Raw genomic sequence first — 14,254 nt, forward strand, 5'->3', positions numbered from 1 at the left:
GGGACCAACTGATCCAACGTCACAATTTCGAGCGCGGTCTGTTCGGGGACGGGTCGCTTCAACATGACCCAGTGAATCAAAAACCCCCGGCTAATGCCAGGGGTTTGTCAGCAGTCTGAACCCCGCCGAAGCGGGGCTTTGAAAACCGTCGCTGTGCCGCGGCTTAGATGCCGAGATTGGCGAACTTGTTCTTGAACTTGGAGAGGCGGCCGCCGCGGTCGAGCAGCGTCTGCTGGCCGCCGGTCCAGGCCGGATGGGTGGTCGGATCGATGTCGAGGTTCATCGTGTCCCCTTCCTTGCCCCAGGTCGAGCGGGTGAGGTATTCCGTACCATTGGTCATGACGACCTTGATGGTGTGGTAGTCGGGATGGATCTTCTCTTTCATCGGTCTGTTCCTGGCTATCGCGGGCATGCCGGCCGAGCCCTGCGGCGATGCGCGCACTGTCAAAACGAATGAAGCCGCAGCTATGGAACTGCCGCGGCCACAAAAACGGTCGGCCGGCCTATACACCAGCCGGATTTGAATCACAAGGCCGCCGCGCCCTGGAAGGAAACCGATGGAGGAAACGAAAAGGCGCTCGCTGAAGCCGCTCCGCCGCCTGCTGCCCTACGTGCTGCGCTATCGGGTGCTGGCGATCGGCGCGGGCATTTCGCTGGTGGCGGCCGCCGCAACGACGCTGACCTTGCCGCTCGCGGTGCGCCGGATGATCGACCACGGTTTCTCGTCCTCGGACTCCACCTTCATCGCCAATTATTTCTCGATGCTCGTCGTCCTGGCGGCGGTGCTCGCGGCGGCTTCGGCGGCGCGGTACTATTTCGTCATCACGCTGGGCGAGCGCGTGGTCGCCGATTTCCGCCGCGACGTGTTTTCGCATGTCACCACGCTCTCGCCGGCCTTTTTCGACACGGTGCAGTCCGGCGAGATCGTGTCGCGGCTCACCGCCGACACCACGCAGATCAAGTCGGCGGTCGGCGCCACCGCTTCGGTGGCGCTCCGCAACATCATCCTCGGCCTCGGCGCGGTCGGCATGATGATCGTCACCAGCCCAAAGCTGTCCGGGCTGGTGATCGTTGCCATCCCGGTCATCGTGCTGCCGCTGGTCGCCTTCGGCCGCTCGGTGCGGCGCAAGTCGCGCATGGCGCAGGATACGCTGGCCGAGGCGTCGGCCTATGCCAGCGAGCAGATCGGTGCGATCCGCACGCTGCAGGCTTTCACTAACGAGACATTGGTGACCGGGCGCTTCGCGCGGTCGGTCGAGGCAGCCTTCGAAGCAGCCCGGTCTTCCGTCTTCGCGCGCGCGCTGCTCACCTTCTTCGCCATTTTCACCATCTTCGCGTCCGTCGTCGCGGTGCTGTGGTTCGGTTCGCGCGACGTGCTTTCGGGCGAGATTTCGCCCGGCACGCTGGGTCAGTTCCTGCTCTACTCGGTGTTCGCCGCCGGCGCGCTTGGGGCATTGTCGGAAGTGTGGGGCGAACTCAGCCAGGCCGCCGGAGCGGCCGAGCGGCTGACGGAACTGCTGGCGGAGACGCCGGCGGTCGCACGGCCGGCCGATCCGAAACCGCTGCCGAAGAAGCCGGCGGGCTCGGTCGAGTTCCGCGACGTCTTTTTCTCCTATCCGTCGCGGCCCGACCTGCCGGCGCTGCATGGCTTGAGCTTTTCGGCCAGACCGGGAGAACGAATTGCGGTCGTCGGTCCGTCGGGTGCCGGCAAGAGCACGATCTTCTCGCTGATCCTGCGCTTCTATGATCCGCAATCCGGCACGGTTCTGGTCGACGGCGTCGATACAGCAACGGCCGATCCCGCCGAGCTGCGTGCCAGGATCGCCATCGTGCCGCAGGACGTGACCGTGTTCGCTGCGACGGCGAGCGACAATATCGGCTTCGGTCGGCCCGGGGCGTCGGTTGGAGAGATCGAGGCAGCGGCCCGCGACGCATTTGCCGACGAATTCATCCGCAAACTGCCGGATGGTTACGAGACGCAGGTCGGCGAGCGCGGGGTGACGCTGTCGGGCGGCCAGCGGCAGCGTATCGCGATTGCCCGCGCCATATTGCGCGATGCGCCGATCCTGCTGCTTGACGAAGCCACTTCGGCGCTCGACGCGGAGAGCGAGAGCGCGGTGCAGACCGCGCTGGAACGGCTGATGCAGGGACGCACGACGATCGTCATCGCCCACCGCCTGGCGACCGTGCTCAAGGCCGACCGCATCCTGGTCATGGATGGCGGGCGGATCGTCGAGCAAGGCACGCACGACAGTCTCGTCGCCCAGGGCGGGCTTTACGCGCGGCTGGCCGAATTGCAATTCGCCGACGGCAAGGTGACGGGCTTCTCAAGGGCGGCGGAGTAGCGGTTCAACCGGGACGCCAGTCGGCCAGCAGCGTCACGTGGCCGAAATGCCCCGCCTTGGCGACGTGGCGAGCGTCGGCGGTGACGAACATGCCACCACGCTGGATCGCCATGGCATGGTAGATGCTGTCTTGCGATCCCGCATAGCCTGCGGCTTTGTTGCCCGTCGTCGCGATCCGTTCCGCCAGCAAAAGATCGCTTTCGGCCGGTTCCGAGATTTCCAGCCGGGCGACGCGTAGGCGCCCGAGCAAACCCATGATCGCTTCGAACGGGACGCCATGCCGGAGCCCGATCGACAAGGCCTCATACAAAAGCAGGCTTGGCGCGACCAACGGCAATTCCGCTTCCAAGGCATGAGAAAACAATGCCTCGGCCTGGTCGTGGTCCGGTTCGTCGAGAAACAGCTTCGCGAAAACGGACACATCGACAACGATCATTCGTCACCATGGCGGGACGCCAGTTCCTCATCGCGCCGCGTCCGGATTTCCCGCAAGGTCTCCACCGCGCCGGGGCCTTTTAGGGGATACGGTTTGAAATCTCGAATTGCCGCCAGCGCTTCCCGCTTTTTGACGCCCCGCAAAGCTTGCTCGATCGCGTCTTCAACGAAACCCGATCGCTTGCTTTTGGGCACAGAGCGCTCGAGCCGACGCTTGACGTCGCGGGCGATTGAAAACGTCGCGCGTTCCTTCGGACCGGATGCGTTCATTGCCGTATCTCCTGCGCGTATCGTATCCTCATACTGTTTCGTATGCAAATTTCGGTCGTACGCCTTTCACCCGAGCAGATTGCGTGCAGTGCGCATAAAAATGCGGGCGCCGATGGCGATCAGGTCGTCAGGAAAGTCGTAGTCCGGATTGTGCAGGGCCGGCCGGCCGACGCCGGCGCCAAGGTAGAACATCGCTGATTTCGACGAGCGCCCGAAGATACCGAAATCCTCGGAGCCGCGCATCGGCAGTTCTTCCTCGTCGTGTGAAATGCCCTCGGCGTCGAGCGCAGCGCGCAGATGCTCCACGGCTTCCGGCGCGTTGAGGCTGGCGACAAAAATCTCGTGATAGTCGATCGTGTGGCGCAGGCCTTCCTTTTCGGCGGCTTCGCGCACCAGCGTTTCGGCCGCCGCGCAGAGGCCGGCCATCCGCTCGTCGAGGCGGGTGCGCAGCGTGGCGCGGATCTCGGCATGGCCGGGCGCGATGCCGAAAACCGGCTCGCCCATCGACGCATGGGTAACGGTGACCATGGCGAAATCGTCATCGTGAAAACTGCCGCCGCCGAGTTTCGCCAGCGCCGGCATCAGCCGGCTGACGGCGAGCATCGGCGAGATGCCGGTTTCCGGCATGGAGGAATGGGCCGTCTTGCCGTCGAGCACGATGCGCATGCCGCGCGAGGCGCAATTGACGACGCCGGGCTTCAGCCGGACATGGCCGAGCGGCGTGCCGGGCAGATTGTGCAGCGAGAAAGCGAAATCCGGCCGGATCTTTTCGTAGCGCGGATCGGCCACCACGCCTGCCGCCCCGTCGCCGGTTTCCTCCGCCGGCTGGAACATCAGCACGACGCGCCCGCGCGCCGGAGCGCGGCGGCCGAACTGGCGTGCGAGCGCGGCGAGGATGGCGGTGTGGCCGTCATGGCCGCACATATGCGACTTGCCTTGTATGGTGGAGCGGTGCGGGATTTCCGGCAATTCTGCGATGGGCAGCGCATCGAGTTCGCTGCGGAAAAGCACGGTCGGCCCCGGTTCGACGCCGTTGAAAACCACCGCGACCCCGTGGCCGCCGAGGCCGGTGAGCACGTCGCTCGGGCCGGTGTCGGCGAGGAAATCGACCACCCGCTTTGCCGTCCGCTCCTCCTCGTTGGAGATTTCCGGATAGCGATGCAGCTCGCGCCGGAAGGCGACGAGATCGGCGATATCTCGATTGGTCAGTTCCATGTGTATTCCGATCCCTGCGTTATTGGCGGCATGCTGTCCTCAGCGCGCCGTCCAGCCGCCGTCGATGATCAGCGTCTGGCCGGTTATCAGCGAAGCGGCGGGGGAGGCAAGGAAGGCGACCGCGCCTGAGACTTCGGCCGGCCTGCCGATCCTGTGGAGCGCGGCGATGCGCTCGATCACGTCGGCCTTGAAATCGGGGTTTCCAAGGGCTTCCGACGTACCGTCTGTTTCGATGAAAGTCGGGGCGACGGCGTTGACGGTGATGCCGTGCCTGCCCCACTCGACCGCCATGCATTTGGTCATGTGGGCGATCGCGGCCTTGGTCAGGCAATAGATGGCCTCGCCGGGAAGTGCGATAAAGCCAGCCTGCGAACTCATGTTGACGATGGCGCCGCCCTTGCCGCGCGCCATCATCTTCTTCGCGACGCGCTGGGCGATGAAAAAGCTTGCCTTGACGTTGTAGCCGACGGTCCAGTCGAATTCTTCCTCGGAAAAATTCTCGACCGGCCCCTCGGTGCCGCCGCCGGCATTGTTGACCAGAATATCGACGCTGCCAAAATGCTTTTCCGCCTCGTCGACCGCTGCGTAGGACTGTTTCAGGTCGAGAACGTCCATCTGCAAGGGCAGCGCCTCGCGGCCGAGCGTCCTGACGTCGGCGGCGGTGCCGCCGTCCTGGTTGCGATCACGAAGCCCGAGAGCGATGTTGGCGCCGGACTGCGCCAGCGCCAGGCAGATCGCCCGGCCGAGGCCGCGCCCGGCGCCGGTGACCAGCGCGGTCTTTCCTGAAAGGTCGAAACTCGGCAGTTCGCTCATCGAATTCCCTCCTTCTGTCGTCTGATGCGTATCAGCGGGCGGCCGCCCGGCCGGCGTTGCGCCCCGAAAAGATGCAGCCGCCGAGGAACGTGCCCTCCAGTGCGTTGTAGCCGTGATAACCACCGCCGCCGAAACCGGCGGCCTCACCCGCCGCGTGCAGGCCGGGGATCGGCGCACCGACGGCGTCCAGCACCTGTCCGTCGAGGTCGGTGTGGATGCCGCCCAGTGTTTTTCGGGTTAGGATGTTCAGCTTGACGGCGATTAGTGGGCCGTTGGCCGGGTCGAGGATCTTGTGCGGTTTTGCGGTGCGGATGAGCTTGTCGCCGAGATAGGCGCGGGCGCCGCGCATCGCTGTGATCTGCGCGTCCTTCGAAAACGGATTGTCGACCTCGCGGTCGCGCGCCTCGATCTGGCGTTTCAGCCGCTCCAGGTCGAGCAGAGGAGAATCGGTCAGCCGGTTCATGCCGGCGACGAGGTCGGAAAGATTTTGCGCGACCACAAAATCCTCACCCTTGTTCTTGAATGCCTCGACTGGCGGCGGCGCGCCCGCGCCGCGCCGGCTACGCAGCACGTTGAGCCAGCTCTTCGACGTCAGGTCCGGGTTTTGTTCGGAACCGGAGAGCGCAAACTCCTTCCTGATGATCTTCTGGGTCAGCACGAACCAGGAAAAATCGTAGCCGGTCGAGAGGATGCGCTTCAGCGTCGACAGCGTGTCGAAGCCGGGCAGGCAGGGTGCCTCCAGCCGCTCGCCGAGCGCGTCGAACCACAGCGAGGACGGACCGGGCAGGATGCGGATGCCGTGGTTCGGCCAGATTGGCGCCCAGTTGCGCAGACCCTCGGTATAATGCCACATGCGGTCGGCGTTGATCACCGCCGCGCCCGCCTCCTGCGCAATGCCGATCATGCGGCCGTCGACATGCGGCGGCACGCCGGCGACCATCGAACGCGGCGGCTCGCCCAACCTGTCGCGTGGCCAGTTCTTTCGCACCAGATCGAAATCGCCGCCGATGCCGCCCGACGTGATCAGCACTGCGTCGGCGGCAAATTCGAAATCGCCGATGACCGTGCGGCCGGATTTCTGGCCGCGCCCGACAGTTGACGGTTCCAGCAATTCGCCGGTGACGCCGGTGACTGAGCCGTTCGTTTTCGACAGGTGCGTCGCCCGATGGCGGAAGCGGAACTGCACGCGGCCGGCGGCCTCGTGCTCACGCACGCGCCGGATGAAAGGCTCCAGCACGCCGGGGCCAGTGCCCCAGGTCAAATGGAAACGCGGCACCGAATTGCCGTGGCCATGCGCGTGGCCACCGCCGCGCTCGGCCCAGCCGACGACCGGGAACCAGCGCATGCCTTGCGCGTAAAGCCAGGGCCGCATCTCGCCGGCTGCGAAATCGACATAGGCCTCGGCAACCTTGCGCGGCCAAAAATCCTCTGGCCGGTCGAACTGCGCCGAACCGAGCCAATCCTGCAGCGCCAGCGCGCGGCTGTCGCGGATGCGCATGCGCCGCTGCTCCGGGCTGTCGACAAAGAACAACCCGCCGAGCGACCAGAACGCCTGGCCGCCCAACGAGTTTTCGCCCTCCTGGTCGAGGACGATGACGCGCTTGCCGGCATCCGCCAGTTCGGCAGCCGCCACCAGCCCAGCCAGCCCGGCGCCGACGACGATGGCATCGGCTTGTTCGGCCATCTTTCCTCCCGTTTATGCGGCGCATACAAAGCGCAACGGATTTAACCGCCTCGTACCCCCACCCCTAGCCCCTCCCCACAAGGGGGAGGGGGACTTTGCGGCCGCTATGCCGACCAAAACCGTCGATGATTGGTGCTTAGCGGAGATGCATCTGGTCCCCCTCCCCCTTGTGGGGAGGGGCTAGGGGTGGGGGGTATACTCATACGCGATAGTCCTGCTTTTCCGTGACTGTACCGGCTAGCGGGCCGAACGCAATTCTGCGAGCAGGTCCGGGCCGCTCCAGCGGCGGCGATTGCCGCTCTCGGCGCAATGCACCAGTTCGACCAGTTTTAGGTTGACCGGGGCTGGGACCCCGTTCTTCTTCGCCAGCCGGACGACCTCGCCGTTCAGCCAGTCGACGTCGGTTTTTCGGCCGGCGTCGAGCGCGTCGATCATCGACGAACGAGCGGCGGCATCGACCTCCAATACGCTGCCGGCGATCCGCAAAAATAGCCAGTCGGGAAGCCCGAGCAGCCACGGCACCAGCGCTGGCGGCAGCGCGGTCAGTTTTGCCGGGCGGATGCCGGCGGCTTTCATCGCCGCCAGCGCCTCGCGCTGCGCCATGGCAAGGCATTGCCTATAGGCGCGCTGCGACAGTTCCTCGCGCAAGGTCAGGCCCGACAGGCCGCTGACGGCGTTGTTGAGATTGAGCAGCAGCTTTCCCCATTGCACGGGCCGAAAGTCTGCGTGTTGCGTGAGCGGCAATCCGGACTTCTCGAAGGCCGGCAGGAAGGGAGCCAGCGCCGCGCTTTGCTCGACGTCGAGTGCACCCTGGGTCGCCTGCTTGAAGGCAGGGCCGGGAAGCTGCACGACATTGAACGGCACCATGCCCGCCAATACCGTCCGGCCGGGCAGCGCCTCGCGTAAAATTTCCTCGTTGCCGATGCCGTTCTGGAAGCTGACGACGATCGCCTCCGGCGGCGCATGGTCGGCCAGCACGGCAGCCGCGTCCGCCGTGTCGCCAGCCTTGACGGTGACCAGCACGAGGGCGGCGTCGCGAAGGGCCTGCGGATCGGTGCGATAGTCGACCGAACCGGGTTCCAGCCAAAAGTCGGCGCCGCGATGGTCGGCGAGCCGCAAGCCGCCTTTGGCGATCGCCTCGCCGAACCGGGCGCGGCCGATGAAGCGCACTTTTGCGCCGGCCGCGGCCAGCCTGCCGCCGACATAGCAGCCGATGCTGCCGGCGCCGAAGACGCAGATCGGTCCCGATGAAGAGTCCGGAATGCCGCCGTCGATCGTCATCGCTCTTCCCGCAATCCTGTTCGCCCGACAGGACACCGACTCGCCGGTTGACGCAAGGCGCGGTGATGCGCTCAGCTTGGCAAGGGCGTCGACACGCCGGCGGGAGGGCAAAAAATGATCGCGAATGTGCTGATCGGCGTGGTGGCGCTGCTCCACCTCTATTTCATGTATCTGGAGATGATCGCCTGGGACCAGCCGCTGGGTCGAAAAGTGTTTCGCACGACACCTGAGTTCGCGGCGGCTTCGAAGGCGCTGGCGGCCAACCAGGGTCTTTACAACGGTTTTCTCGTGGCCGGACTCGTCTGGGGGCTCTGGCTCGGCGAGGCGGGGTTTGCGATAAAAGTGTTTTTCCTTGCCTGCGTCGTCATCGCCGGCGTGTTCGGCGCGGCAACCGTGTCGCGCCGCATCCTGTACGTTCAGGCCGCGCCGGCCGCCTTGGCGCTTATCTGTCTCTACGCAGGCCTGTGAAAGCAGGCCGACCGCCGGCGGCCGCTGAATTTCAGATTGAGGCAGAGGCGTTGCGGTCGGATGGTCGTGCCGAGACGGCTTTCCGCAGTTCGTTGGCCCTCCATGCGGATGTCGTAGCCGCGCCTCGATCTCACCTTTCCGTAAGCTTCAGCTCGATGCGGCGGTTGCGGTTGCGCGCCTCGTCCCCGTCGGCGGGGTCGAGCGGCTGGTATTCGCCAAAACCGGCGGCGACGAGGCGATTTGCCGGCACGCCGTTGGCGATCAGGAATTTCACCACCGAGGTGGCGCGCGCCGACGACAGCTCCCAGTTGTCGCGGTAGCGCCCTGTGCCGGAAAGCGGCCGGTTGTCTGTATGGCCGTCGACGCGCAGCACCCAGTTGATCTCCGGCGGGATTTCCTTCTGCAGTTCGATCAGCGCCTGCGCCAGCTTGGTCATCTCGACGCGGCCGTCCTCGTTGATCTCGTCCGAGCCGATCGGGAAGAGCACTTCCGACTGGAAGACGAAGCGGTCGCCGACGATGCGGATGTTCTCGCGGTCGGACAAGATCTCGCGCAGCCGGCCGAAAAAGTCGGAGCGGTAGCGATTGAGTTCCTGCACACGCTGCGCCAGAGCGACGTTCAGCCGGCGCCCGAGATCGGCGATCTTGGTGTTGGATTCGCGGTCGCGCGACTCCGAAGCGTCCAGCGCGTCCTCCAGCGCGGCGATCTGCTTGCGCAGCGCCGATATCTGCTGGTTGAGCAGCTCGACCTGGGAGAGCGCCTGCTGGCTGATCTGGCGTTGCGAATCGAGTTCGCCAGAAAGCGTACCGATGCGCTGATCCGCAGCCGCGCCGGCGCCGGCGCCGCGGTCGAGCAGTTGCTGCAAGCGGGAGCGTTCGGTCTCGGCAGCCTGCAGCGAGGCCTGGAGGTTGATGAGCTGGTCCTCGGCGTCCTGGGTGCTGGATTTCTCCAGCGCCAGCAACTGGGTGAGTTCGTTGATCTGGGAGTTGAGGCGGGTCAGCGCCTCGTCCTTGCCGGAGATTTCGCGCGACAGCAGGAACTGCGCCAGCACGAAGACCGACAGCAGGAACATGATGGCGAGCAGCAGCGTCGACAGCGCGTCGACGAAACCCGGCCAGTAGTCGATGCGGCGGTCGTTGCGGCGCGCGCGGGCCAGCGCCATGTCAGTTCATCTCCCGCTTCTTCAGCGCTTCGGCAATCCTGTCGAGCGTGGTGCGCAGCGCCTTCTGTTCCTGCGACTGCGCCTCCACCCAGTCGCGCATGATCTGCTGCTCGCTGCGCATGTTCTTGACCAGGCCGGAAATGCCGTCGGCCAGATTGGCCATGGCGGTGGCGACGCGCGGATTGGAGCCGCCGTTCTCCTGCAAAGCGCGCAGCCGCTCGCCGAGCACCTTCAATTCGTCGGCGGCGCCGGAGCGCGCCAGCTCGGACGGCACGGCGACGTCGGAGGACAGGTCGGTGACCGAGGACAGCCAGTTCTCGAGCTCGGTGTAGAAGCGCGTCTGCGCCCGGCCGGCCTGCAGGTCGAGGAAGCCGAGGATCAGTGATCCGGCCAGACCGAACAGCGACGAGGAGAACGCCGTGCCCATGCCGGCAAGCGGCGCCGACAGGCCGGCCTTCAAGGCTTCCAGCACGGCTGCCGTGTCGCCGGATCCCGCATCGAGCGACTGGATGGTCTCGCCGATCGAGCCGATGGTGCCCAGAAGGCCCCAGAATGTGCCGAGCAGGCCGAGGAAGACCAGCAGCCCCACCAGATAGCGCGAGACGTCGCGGCTTTCGTCGAGGCGTGTGGCGATCGAATCCAGCATGGTGCGCATCGAATTGGTCGACAGCGCCATGGCCGAGGAGCGGCTGAGCATCGCCTTCATCGGCGCCAGCAGCACCGGCTCGTTCGCCTCCGAGCCGGCGCGGAACGAATTCACCCAGCGCACCTCGCGGAACAGCCGCATCACCTGGCCGAAGGCGAGCAGGATGCCGACCAGCAGCACACCGGCGATCAGCCCGTTGAGGCCCGGATTGGTGGCAAAGGCCGACGTGATCTGGCGGGTGAGGATCGCCGCGATGAAGGCGACGATCGCCAGGAAGATCAGCATGGACAGCAGGAAAACCTGCGGGCTCGACAGCTTGTAGGGATCGAACTGATCGGTCGTTTCGCCGCCCCCGAGATTTTTCAAGAAGGACATCAGAGCAATGTCCGATCAGATTGGTCGGGCCGGTTTGAGCGTCCTTCGGACCCTTCGGACTTTGTCTCGACCGCACCTCCAGTGCGGCCATTCGACAAAGCCCTCGACCTTGGCCCAAACCGTCGCCGGCAGAATGGTTCAATCTGGTCGGACATTGCTCTGGTGCCCCGAATCCATGCCGCATTTTCCTTTGCCCGGGACTCTAAACGGAAATGTGACGAAAATGAAAGGCGCGGCGCCCGCAATGCGTTGAGCGGCGCGGGTTTGCGCGGTCAGGCCCGGCCGATCACCAGGCAGTCCATCATCGCTGCCAGATGCAGCCCGGCGCCGGCAACCACAAAACCATGCCACGCGGCGGACTGGAATTTCAACCGCTGCCAGGCGAAGAAGACGACGCCGCAGGTATAGGCGATGCCGCCGGCGACGATGAGCCACATCGTCGTCTCGGACAAGGTCGCGACCAGCGAACGCGCCACCACAACACCGCTCCAGCCGATGGCGAGATAGAACACCACCGACAGGCGGTCGAAGCGGCCCGGCACGAAGATCTTGATCGCCATGCCGGTCGCCGCGGCGCCCCAGACCAGCGCGGCCATGCCGCCGGCGAGCGCCGGATCGTCGAGTTGCGCCAGGAAGGGCGTGTAGGTGCCGGCGATCAGCAGATAGATCGCCGCGTGGTCGAGCCGGCGAAGTTTCCATTTCGTCGGCGACACCGGCCACAGGTTGTAGGCGAAAGAGATCGACATCAGCGTCAGCAGCGACGCGACGTAGAGCAGCGTCGCCACATATTCCCAAGGGCCGGTGTGGAAGGCGGCGAAGGCGAGCAGGATCGAGCCCGCCGATATCGCCGCGACGAGGCCGACCGCATGAACGACGCCGTCGGCGATCAACTCCGCCCTCGAATAGGCGAAGCGGCCACGAAACGGGATGTCGATGGCGGAAATGTCGTTCATCGCCCTCATGCCAGCAAGGAGCCCGATATCAGCATTCCGGGCAGCAGGCTGGCAAGCGGCGGATGGTCGCGGGCGTGGCGGAGCCTGAAGCTTCGTTCGAACCGAGACGCCCGAACCCCGGCTCAGCGCGCGCTGACGGGTTTCTTGATCGTCTTCAGCAGTGCCTTGTGGATCGCTTCGTTGCCGGCGACGACGGTGTGGTCGTCGAACATCGCCTGCCCGCCATCGAAATCCGACACGAAGCCGCCCGCTTCGCGGATCAGCAGCATGCCGGCGGCGATGTCCCAGGGGTGCAGGCCCGATTCCCAGAAACCGTCGAAGCGGCCGGCGGCAACATAAGCGAGGTCGAGCGAGGCGGAACCCAGTCGGCGGATGCCTGACACCTCGCCCATGACGTTGCGCAGTTCGACCAGATAGTTGCCATGAGCGGTCATGCCGAGATGCGGCACGCCTGTGCCGATCACCGCGTCCGACAGTTTTGCGCGCGCCGCAACCCGCAGGCGGCGGTCGTTCAGGAAGGCGCCGCCGCCGCGCTCGGCGGTGTAGAGTTCGTCCATGGCCGGGTTGTAGACAACGGCGGCGACGACATGGCCCTGGCGCTCAAGCGCGATGGACACGGCGAAGATCGGCAGGCCGTGCAGGAAATTGGTGGTGCCGTCGAGCGGATCGACGATCCAGCGGTGCTGGTCGTCGTCGCCAGCAACCGCGCCGCGCTCCTCCATCAGGAAACCGTAGCCGGGCCGGGCGCGCGACAATTCGGTGAAGACGATCTCTTCCGCCTTGCGGTCGGCCTGGCTGACATAGTCGCCGGGACCCTTCAGCGAGACTTGCAGGTTCTGCACCTCACCAAAATCGCGCGACAGCGAGCGGCCGGCCTTCATAGCGGCCTGGACCATGACGTTGAGGAGAGCGGAGCGGGCCATGTCAAGAAACTCCGGCGTCAGTCAGCACGGCGCAGATAGGCGACTTCGCTGGTGTCGACCAGGATGCGCTCGCCGGCCTCGATGAAAGGCGGCACCAGCACGCGGATGCCGTTCTCCAGGATCGCCGGCTTGTAGGACGAGGCCGCCGTCTGGCCCTTCACCACCGGATCGGCCTGGGTGATCTCAAGCACCACCTGGTCGGGCAGGCGGATGCCGATCGGCTTCTCCTCGTAGAGTTGCACCGTCACCATCATGCCGTCCTGCAGGAAGGCGGCGCGGTCGCCGACGAAATCCTTCTGCAGTTCGAGCTGCTCGTAGCTTTCCGTGTCCATGAAGATCAGCGCGTCGCCCTGCTCGTAGAGGAACGAAAAGTCCTTGAGTTCGAGATCGACCTGCTCGACCGTCTCGGCGGAGCGGAAGCGCTCGTTGAGCTTTGTGCCGTTGATGAGGTTCTTCAGCTCGACCTGGTTGTAGGCGCCGCCCTTGCCGGGCTTCACCGTGTTGGTCTTGACCGCCACCCACAGGCCGCCCTGGTGCTCGATGACGCTGCCCGGACGGATTTCGTTGCCGCTGATCTTGGCCATTTCTTAGGTTTTCCGGAAAAGGGATGTCGCCGGCGGGCGATCTTGGCGCCTCCAGACCATAAAACGGCCGAAGAGGCAAGGGAGCGCGCCTATCTCAGCCGGTTCGCGCGCTCCAGCGCCTGCTTGATCTCCTCGTCGGTCAGGCCGTCGAAAAAATCCTCCATCGTCGGATCGACCAGCCCTGATCGGCGGGCGAGGATATACCAGGCCGCTGCCAGCCGGTTGTCCGGGTCGGTGCCCAGCCCCTGCATGTAGAGTTTCGCGACCTCGTTCTGCGCCGCGACATTGCCGCCGCGCGCCGCGCGCAGCATCCAGCCGAAACCGGACTTGCGGTCGCGCTCGCCGCCGCGCCCGGCCATCAGCCAGCGGCCGAGGTCGAGCTGCGCGGTATCGTAATTCTGGCGCGCGGCAAGCAGCAGCCATCGGCGGGCCTCGGCCTCGTCCTTGCGCTTGCCGCCGCTGCCATTGGCGTAGAGTTGGGCCATGGCGTATTGCGCATCGGCGAGGCCGCCGTCGGCGGCACGCTGGTAATAGGCGACGGCCTTTTCCAGCCCGCGCGCGTCCGGCTCGCGCTTCACCAGCATCTGGGCGAAGTTGAACTGGGCGAACAGATTGCCGGCCTCGGCCGCCGCCTGCATCAGCGCATAGGCCTCCTTGTCGTCCTTCTTGACGAAGCGTCCGTCCATCAGCACCAGCGCATACTGGAACTGCGCTTCCGGAACGCCCCGCTCGGAAGCGCGCGCATACCATTGCGCCGCCTTGGCCTCGTCGCGTTTCATGCCGAGGCCGCGCGACAGGATTTCCGCTACCAGCGTCTGCGCCGCCGGGTCGCCGTTTTCGGCGCGCGGCAGGGCAAGGTTGTAGGCGGTGATGTAGAGCCCACGCTGGAAGGCGCCATAGGCGGCGTCCGGCAGCTTGCCGAAGCGCTCCGGGTCGACATTGTTCTCGCGCGTCAGGCCGCCGGAAAAGCGCTCCGGATCGGCCGGGATCACCTTGAGCGGGTCGCCCTCCGTTTCCACGGCGGACGCCGGCATGGCCGCCGAAGCGGCAAGCGCCAGAGCGAGCAGGACGAGACAAACACGATTCCTGGACAGCGGCAC

The 14,254-nt window shown here is 65.5% G+C and carries 15 protein-coding genes; 2 read left to right on the top strand and 13 right to left on the bottom strand.

What is annotated here, in order from left to right; genetic code table 11:
* Window positions 1–163 precede the first annotated feature (163 nt).
* Complete coding sequence (rpmE, locus tag RB623_RS23250) at window positions 164–385, bottom strand: 50S ribosomal protein L31 (RefSeq protein ID WP_308059404.1); 222 nt, start codon at window positions 383–385, stop codon at window positions 164–166.
* A 172-nt stretch (window positions 386–557) separates the two neighbouring features.
* Between rpmE and RB623_RS23255 the strand changes: the two genes are divergently transcribed.
* Entirely contained in the window at window positions 558–2,345 is a 1,788-nt protein-coding gene (locus RB623_RS23255) for an ABC transporter transmembrane domain-containing protein (RefSeq protein WP_308059405.1), read from the top strand.
* Window positions 2,346–2,349: 4 nt separating this feature from the next.
* Here RB623_RS23255 and RB623_RS23260 read toward each other — a convergent pair whose 3' ends face one another.
* The 6 genes from RB623_RS23260 to RB623_RS23285 form a co-directional block, all read right to left on the bottom strand.
* Window positions 2,350–2,781, bottom strand: a complete 432-nt coding sequence (locus tag RB623_RS23260) for a type II toxin-antitoxin system VapC family toxin (RefSeq protein ID WP_308059406.1) — start codon at window positions 2,779–2,781, stop codon at window positions 2,350–2,352.
* Entirely contained in the window at window positions 2,778–3,050 is a 273-nt protein-coding gene (locus tag RB623_RS23265; protein WP_308059407.1) for a hypothetical protein, read from the bottom strand. Before RB623_RS23265 ends, RB623_RS23260 begins: the two co-directional genes overlap by 4 nt.
* Before the next feature lie 66 nt (window positions 3,051–3,116).
* Window positions 3,117–4,265 (bottom strand): amidohydrolase, encoded by a 1,149-nt coding sequence (locus RB623_RS23270; RefSeq protein ID WP_308059408.1) that lies wholly within the window; start codon window positions 4,263–4,265, stop codon window positions 3,117–3,119.
* 39 nt (window positions 4,266–4,304) lie between these two features.
* Complete coding sequence (locus RB623_RS23275) at window positions 4,305–5,078, bottom strand: glucose 1-dehydrogenase (RefSeq protein ID WP_308059409.1); 774 nt, start codon at window positions 5,076–5,078, stop codon at window positions 4,305–4,307.
* A gap of 31 nt (window positions 5,079–5,109) precedes the next feature.
* On the bottom strand, window positions 5,110–6,762 hold the full coding sequence (locus RB623_RS23280; RefSeq protein ID WP_308059411.1) for an FAD-binding dehydrogenase: 1,653 nt from the start codon (window positions 6,760–6,762) through the stop codon (window positions 5,110–5,112).
* A 237-nt stretch (window positions 6,763–6,999) separates the two neighbouring features.
* A complete protein-coding gene (locus tag RB623_RS23285; RefSeq protein ID WP_308059412.1) occupies window positions 7,000–8,043 on the bottom strand; it encodes a 2-dehydropantoate 2-reductase in 1,044 nt (347 codons plus the stop codon).
* A 114-nt stretch (window positions 8,044–8,157) separates the two neighbouring features.
* Between RB623_RS23285 and RB623_RS23290 the strand changes: the two genes are divergently transcribed.
* Window positions 8,158–8,511 (top strand): DUF1304 domain-containing protein, encoded by a 354-nt coding sequence (locus RB623_RS23290; protein ID WP_308059414.1) that lies wholly within the window; start codon window positions 8,158–8,160, stop codon window positions 8,509–8,511.
* Between the two features lie 130 nt (window positions 8,512–8,641).
* On the opposite strand, the gene RB623_RS23295 is transcribed toward RB623_RS23290, so the two are convergent.
* The 6 genes from RB623_RS23295 to RB623_RS23320 form a co-directional block, all read right to left on the bottom strand.
* On the bottom strand, window positions 8,642–9,673 hold the full coding sequence (locus tag RB623_RS23295; RefSeq protein ID WP_308059415.1) for a peptidoglycan -binding protein: 1,032 nt from the start codon (window positions 9,671–9,673) through the stop codon (window positions 8,642–8,644).
* Between the two features lies 1 nt (window position 9,674).
* Entirely contained in the window at window positions 9,675–10,694 is a 1,020-nt protein-coding gene (locus RB623_RS23300; RefSeq protein ID WP_308059416.1) for a MotA/TolQ/ExbB proton channel family protein, read from the bottom strand.
* 272 nt (window positions 10,695–10,966) lie between these two features.
* A complete protein-coding gene (locus RB623_RS23305; protein ID WP_308059417.1) occupies window positions 10,967–11,647 on the bottom strand; it encodes a hemolysin III family protein in 681 nt (226 codons plus the stop codon).
* Window positions 11,648–11,769: 122 nt separating this feature from the next.
* Entirely contained in the window at window positions 11,770–12,570 is an 801-nt protein-coding gene (locus RB623_RS23310; protein ID WP_308059418.1) for an inositol monophosphatase family protein, read from the bottom strand.
* 17 nt (window positions 12,571–12,587) lie between these two features.
* On the bottom strand, window positions 12,588–13,154 hold the full coding sequence (gene efp / locus RB623_RS23315; RefSeq protein ID WP_308059419.1) for an elongation factor P: 567 nt from the start codon (window positions 13,152–13,154) through the stop codon (window positions 12,588–12,590).
* A gap of 89 nt (window positions 13,155–13,243) precedes the next feature.
* Window positions 13,244–14,254 carry a tetratricopeptide repeat protein gene (locus tag RB623_RS23320; protein ID WP_374121731.1) on the bottom strand — a complete coding sequence of 337 codons (1,011 nt, stop codon included), beginning with the start codon at window positions 14,252–14,254 and terminating at the stop codon, window positions 13,244–13,246.

It is taken from the genome of Mesorhizobium sp. LHD-90 (genome assembly GCF_030929505.1).
Taxonomy (GTDB): Bacteria; Pseudomonadota; Alphaproteobacteria; order Rhizobiales; family Rhizobiaceae; genus Kumtagia.

Coding starts and splice junctions, on each gene's coding strand:
- rpmE (WP_308059404.1), bottom strand. CDS start 385: ATGAAAGAGAAGATCCATCCCGACTACCACACCATCAAGGTCGTCATG.
- RB623_RS23255 (WP_308059405.1), top strand. CDS start 558: ATGGAGGAAACGAAAAGGCGCTCGCTGAAGCCGCTCCGCCGCCTGCTG.
- RB623_RS23260 (WP_308059406.1), bottom strand. CDS start 2,781: ATGATCGTTGTCGATGTGTCCGTTTTCGCGAAGCTGTTTCTCGACGAA.
- RB623_RS23265 (WP_308059407.1), bottom strand. CDS start 3,050: ATGAACGCATCCGGTCCGAAGGAACGCGCGACGTTTTCAATCGCCCGC.
- RB623_RS23270 (WP_308059408.1), bottom strand. CDS start 4,265: ATGGAACTGACCAATCGAGATATCGCCGATCTCGTCGCCTTCCGGCGC.
- RB623_RS23275 (WP_308059409.1), bottom strand. CDS start 5,078: ATGAGCGAACTGCCGAGTTTCGACCTTTCAGGAAAGACCGCGCTGGTC.
- RB623_RS23280 (WP_308059411.1), bottom strand. CDS start 6,762: ATGGCCGAACAAGCCGATGCCATCGTCGTCGGCGCCGGGCTGGCTGGG.
- RB623_RS23285 (WP_308059412.1), bottom strand. CDS start 8,043: ATGACGATCGACGGCGGCATTCCGGACTCTTCATCGGGACCGATCTGC.
- RB623_RS23290 (WP_308059414.1), top strand. CDS start 8,158: ATGATCGCGAATGTGCTGATCGGCGTGGTGGCGCTGCTCCACCTCTAT.
- RB623_RS23295 (WP_308059415.1), bottom strand. CDS start 9,673: ATGGCGCTGGCCCGCGCGCGCCGCAACGACCGCCGCATCGACTACTGG.
- RB623_RS23300 (WP_308059416.1), bottom strand. CDS start 10,694: ATGTCCTTCTTGAAAAATCTCGGGGGCGGCGAAACGACCGATCAGTTC.
- RB623_RS23305 (WP_308059417.1), bottom strand. CDS start 11,647: ATGAACGACATTTCCGCCATCGACATCCCGTTTCGTGGCCGCTTCGCC.
- RB623_RS23310 (WP_308059418.1), bottom strand. CDS start 12,570: ATGGCCCGCTCCGCTCTCCTCAACGTCATGGTCCAGGCCGCTATGAAG.
- efp (WP_308059419.1), bottom strand. CDS start 13,154: ATGGCCAAGATCAGCGGCAACGAAATCCGTCCGGGCAGCGTCATCGAG.